At 51.5% G+C, this 4,421-nt stretch carries 5 protein-coding genes; all 5 read left to right on the forward strand.

What is annotated here, in order from left to right; translation table 11 throughout:
* Position 1 precedes the first annotated feature (1 nt).
* Genes trpD through trpA form a run of 5 tightly spaced genes read left to right on the forward strand, consistent with a single transcriptional unit; the run spans position 2 to position 4,308 of the window.
* Entirely contained in the window at positions 2-1,003 is a 1,002-nt protein-coding gene (trpD, locus tag B4F99_RS01125) for an anthranilate phosphoribosyltransferase (protein WP_396209573.1), read from the forward strand.
* Positions 1,000-1,767 (forward strand): indole-3-glycerol phosphate synthase TrpC, encoded by a 768-nt coding sequence (gene trpC, locus B4F99_RS01130; protein ID WP_214855113.1) that lies wholly within the window; start codon positions 1,000-1,002, stop codon positions 1,765-1,767. Before trpD ends, trpC begins: the two co-directional genes overlap by 4 nt.
* Entirely contained in the window at positions 1,764-2,333 is a 570-nt protein-coding gene (locus B4F99_RS01135; RefSeq protein ID WP_214855115.1) for a phosphoribosylanthranilate isomerase, read from the forward strand. The genes trpC and B4F99_RS01135 overlap by 4 nt, the downstream gene beginning before the upstream one ends.
* Positions 2,330-3,526, forward strand: a complete 1,197-nt coding sequence (gene trpB, locus B4F99_RS01140) for a tryptophan synthase subunit beta (protein WP_290754845.1) — start codon at positions 2,330-2,332, stop codon at positions 3,524-3,526. The genes B4F99_RS01135 and trpB overlap by 4 nt, the downstream gene beginning before the upstream one ends.
* Positions 3,526-4,308 carry a tryptophan synthase subunit alpha gene (gene trpA / locus B4F99_RS01145; protein ID WP_290754847.1) on the forward strand — a complete coding sequence of 261 codons (783 nt, stop codon included), beginning with the start codon at positions 3,526-3,528 and terminating at the stop codon, positions 4,306-4,308. Before trpB ends, trpA begins: the two co-directional genes overlap by 1 nt.
* The last annotated feature ends 113 nt before the right edge of the window (positions 4,309-4,421 follow it).

Raw genomic sequence — 4,421 nt, forward strand, 5'->3', positions numbered from 1 at the left:
GGTGAAATTAGCAGAAGCGAAACATTTACGATATGAAGAGATGCAACAGGCAGCACGCGAACTGTTTGCCGAAGATGTTACTGATAGCGAAATTGCCGCCTTTCTCGTTGCTCTGAAAGCAAAAGGAGAGACAGCAGAAGAGCTAGCCGGTCTCGCTTCGATCATGCGCGAAGTCGCGCTCGACATTCCAGTCACCGGTGATTTCATGGATAACTGCGGTACAGGAGGCGACGGCTCGCAATCGTTCAACATCAGTACGACAGCCGCTTTCGTTCTAGCCGGTGCCGGCATGAAAGTCGCGAAGCACGGGAACCGGAGTGTCTCAAGTAAGACGGGTAGCGCTGATGTACTTGAAGCACTCGGGGTTTCACTCGATGCAACACCGGAACACTTAGTAGAGCAACTCGAGACGAACGGAATCGCCTTCTTGTTTGCACAACGGATGCATCCGCGTGTCAAGCAAATCATGAAGGTCCGACGTGATTTACGGATTCCGACGATCTTTAACTTGATTGGTCCGTTGACGAATCCGGTCCCGCTCAAGACACAACTATTAGGAATTTACCGGGAGGATATGCTCGAGACGATGGCGTTGACACTGCACCGACTCGGACGAAAGCGGGCGATCGTCTTGCACGGTGCGAATGGAATGGATGAAGCGTCCCTTGCCGGAACGAACCAACTCGTCTTACTCGACGAAGGTGAACTGATCCGCTTCAGTCTTCATCCGGAGGAAGTCGGACTGAAGACCGCACCGCTTGAAGCGATCCGCGGTGGAAGTGCACAAGAGAATGCGGCGATTTTACTGCAAGTCCTGAGTGGAGAGAATGGTGCTTATCGCGACACCGTTCTACTGAACGCTGGGATCGCTCTCTTTGCAGCAAATCGGGTGAAGACGATCGAAGAAGGGATCGCCTTAGCAGCAGATAGCATCGATTCAGGACGGGCGATGGAACGATTGAACCAATTACGACAAATGACACGGGAGGAAGCAATCGGATGAATATCTTAGATCGCATCATCGAAACGAAACGAGCAGAAGTCCTGCAATTAAAATTAACTGGTGTCGAACGGATTGATCGGGAGGCATTGAAGCCGTCGATCAAGCAACGACTAGCCGGAGCGGATTTATCCGTCATCGCGGAAATCAAACGAGCTTCGCCATCAAAAGGTGCCATCGCACTCGACGTCGACGTCATCGCTCAGGCCAAACAATATGAAGCGAGTGGGGCGACCGTCATCTCTGTCTTGACGGACGAGACGTACTTCAAAGGATCGATGGACGATTTAGCGGCAGTCGCTGCAGCAGTCAACATCCCTGTCCTCTGTAAGGATTTCATGATTGACCGGATTCAGATTGACCAGGCAAAATCACATGGCGCACAGTTGATTCTCTTGATCGTTGCGGCCCTCGAGCAGGAGACGCTTGCTGACTTGTATGCGTATGCTTACGCAGAAGGACTTGAGGTCTTAGTCGAAGTCCATGACGAAGAGGAATTACGCCGGGCAGAGGCGATCGGTGCACAAATCATTGGAATCAACAATCGGAACTTGAAAAAGTTCGAAGTCGATTTACAGACATCGGTCGGATTACTCGAACAGAAACAACCGGACGTCCGGTATATCAGTGAGAGTGGTATCAAGACGGTCGAGGAAGCACAGCGATTACACGCTGCCGGTGCAGACGGGATCCTCGTCGGTGAGACATTGATGCGAGCAGACGATCCACAAGTCTTCATCCGAGAAGTGAGTGGCGTTCGCGTATGACACGGATTAAGTTCTGTGGTCTCCGGGAAGGAGAACATGTCGAAGCGGCAGTTCGCTTAGCGGACTACATCGGCTTCGTCTTTGCTAAAAGCAAACGACAGGTCACGCTAGAAGAGGCGGCGCGTCTTAGACGCGACATTCCGAGTACGGTCCAGGTCGTCGGTGTCTTCGTCTCCCCGACTAATCAACAGGTCGTCGACGCGGTCGAGCAAGTCGCGCTAGATCTCGTTCAAATTCACGGGATCATCCCGGATGGCAAGCTACCGGTTCCCGTCATTCAAGCGATTCCCGTGACGGACATCACGGAAGTAGAGCAACAGACGGAGTACGTGCTCGTCGACGCACCGGTTGCTGGAAGTGGCGAGACATTCGACTGGTCACGAGACATTCAAGCCGATCGTCCACTGTTCATTGCCGGTGGCTTGACAGCTGAAAATGTAGGAGAAGCAATCAAACGATATCACCCGTTCGCCGTCGATGTCTCAAGTGGCATCGAAACGGATGGACAGAAAGATTCCATCAAAATGCAGGCATTCGCAGATGCCGTAAAGGAGAGAGAAGCATGAGCTACGCACAACCGGATACATTAGGGCAATATGGTAAATACGGAGGACGCTACATCCCGGAAACATTGATGCACGCGGTGATTGAACTCGAAGAAGCTTATGCAATAGTAAAAGAGGATCCAACATTTCAAGCGCGGATGGACGAATTGCTGAAAGAATACGTCGGACGTGAGACACCACTTTATTTTGCTGAACATTTGACGCAAACGATCGGTGGCGCAAAGATCTACTTGAAACGAGAAGACTTGAACCATACCGGTGCCCACAAAATCAACAATACGATTGGTCAGGCGTTACTGGCTGAACGGATGGGGAAACGAAAAATCGTTGCTGAGACAGGGGCAGGGCAACACGGTGTCGCAACAGCAACGGTCTGTGCCTTGCTCGACCTCGAGTGTGTCATCTTCATGGGCGAAGAGGACGTCCGTCGTCAAGAGTTGAACGTCTTTCGGATGGAGTTACTTGGAGCAACCGTCATCCCGGTCACACAAGGGAGTCGGACACTCAAAGATGCCGTCAATGAAGCACTCCGTTACTGGGTCAAACATGTCGAAGACACGCATTACTTGATGGGTTCTGTTCTCGGACCACACCCATTCCCGCAACTCGTCCGTGATTTCCAAGCAGTCATCGGAAAAGAGACACGACGTCAAATCATCGAAAAAGAGGGGCGTCTGCCGAAAGCGATCGTCGCTTGTGTCGGCGGCGGCAGTAATGCGATTGGCATGTTCCATCCGTTCATCGATGATACGGACGTAAAATTGTACGGCATTGAAGCAGCGGGAAGTGGTGTTGAGACGGATCAACACGCAGCGACGATGACAAAAGGAGAGGTCGGTGTCTTGCACGGCTCGATGATGTATCTCTTACAGGATGCCCATGGTCAAGTACAAGAAGCGCACTCGATCTCAGCAGGACTTGACTATCCGGGCGTCGGACCCGAGCATAGTTTGCTCAAAGATATCGGTCGTGTTCAGTATGAAGCGGTGACCGACGAACAAGCACTCGAAGCACTACAGCTGTTGAGCCGCAAGGAGGGAATCATCCCGGCACTCGAGTCGGCACACGCGATTGCCTATGCGACACAACTCGCTGCAGAGATGGACAAGGAAGAGATTCTCGTTATCTGCTTATCAGGACGTGGCGATAAAGATGTCGTTACTGTCAGAAACGCACTAAAGGGGGAAGCATGATGCGATTAGAAACAGCGATTCGTAGCGTTACAAGTAAGGGCGAAAAAGCCTTCATCCCGTACGTCATGGGGGGAGATGGAGGGATTGATCGCCTTCCGGAAATCTTAGCGTTTCTCGCTGAATCCGGAGCGACAGCGATTGAAGTCGGCGTACCGTTTTCGGATCCCGTTGCTGACGGTCCAGTCATTCAAGAAGCGGGACTCCGAGCGCTAGAAGCGAACGTCGGACTGAAGGATGTTCTTGAGGCGGTTCGCGTTGCCCATCAGACCGTCGATGTTCCTGTCGTTTTGATGACGTACTTGAATCCGATTTTCCGCTACGGATTAACGGCGTTTCTTGCTACATGTCGCGAAGTCGGGGTTGACGGATTGATCATTCCTGATTTACCACTTGAACAGAGCGAACAGTTCTTCGAACAAGAGGACAAGTCGGATATCGCGCTCGTTCAACTCGTCTCCTTGACGAGTCCAATGGAACGGATTCAAAAGATTGCCGATAAAAGCGAAGGATTCCTTTATGCGGTTACGGTCAATGGGACAACAGGCGGACAGACGACGTTTGATAAGACACTTGAAGAACATTTAGCAAATGTCGCAGCCCATAGTCCGGTACCGGTACTTGCCGGTTTCGGAATCAGTACACCGGAACACGTCAAACAATTAAGCCGCCCAGTCTCGGGGGTCATCGTCGGCAGTAAGATCGTCGACTTACTCCATCAGAACGATCGAGAAACGATTCAACAGTTGATGGCAGCACGTCTTGCGGCGACGCCGTCACATTAATAAAAAGGGGCTGTCTCAAAAGTCAGTTTCTACAAACATAAGGGTGGCAGAATGATGATCTGCCACCCGTATCTCTAAAAAAAGAATGACGCGTCACACGCCACTCCTACAGG

Source organism: Exiguobacterium sp. UBA3491 (assembly GCF_002377745.1).
In the GTDB taxonomy this organism is placed as follows: domain Bacteria; phylum Bacillota; class Bacilli; order Exiguobacteriales; family Exiguobacteriaceae; genus Exiguobacterium_A.

What these genes read in the sequence shown, in the direction of transcription:
- trpC (WP_214855113.1), top strand. Translation starts at nt 1,000, where the DNA reads ATGAATATCTTAGATCGCATCATCGAAACGAAACGAGCAGAAGTCCTG.
- B4F99_RS01135 (WP_214855115.1), top strand. Translation starts at nt 1,764, where the DNA reads ATGACACGGATTAAGTTCTGTGGTCTCCGGGAAGGAGAACATGTCGAA.
- trpB (WP_290754845.1), top strand. Translation starts at nt 2,330, where the DNA reads ATGAGCTACGCACAACCGGATACATTAGGGCAATATGGTAAATACGGA.
- trpA (WP_290754847.1), top strand. Translation starts at nt 3,526, where the DNA reads ATGCGATTAGAAACAGCGATTCGTAGCGTTACAAGTAAGGGCGAAAAA.